General features: G+C 53.3%; 1 protein-coding gene. It reads left to right on the plus strand.

Going from position 1 to position 244, the window contains the following annotated elements:
• Positions 1 to 244 (plus strand): hypothetical protein (locus tag ACPYOM_RS23505; RefSeq protein WP_481347831.1); only part of this gene is annotated, 244 nt, incomplete at both ends.

Here is a 244-nt window from a genome sequence, read left to right on the forward strand (position 1 = left end):
AATCTCCGGAGCGCATAGACCTGCCGATGATTGGCGGTGATAACGCCGGTGTGCTGGCCGGTAAAACCATCATTTCCGTACGTCAGGGCGGCATCGGCGTTTCATTGCGCAGCAAAGCCCCGATTCTGGATGCCAGTAATCAGGTGATCGGCATTGTCTCGGTCGGTTATCTCACCTCTTACATCGATAATATTGATGGCCGCCGTCTGGCGCAGGCCGGTTTATACGGTTTACTGCTTTTATT

Source organism: Monashia sp. HAY1-2A (assembly GCF_056755315.1).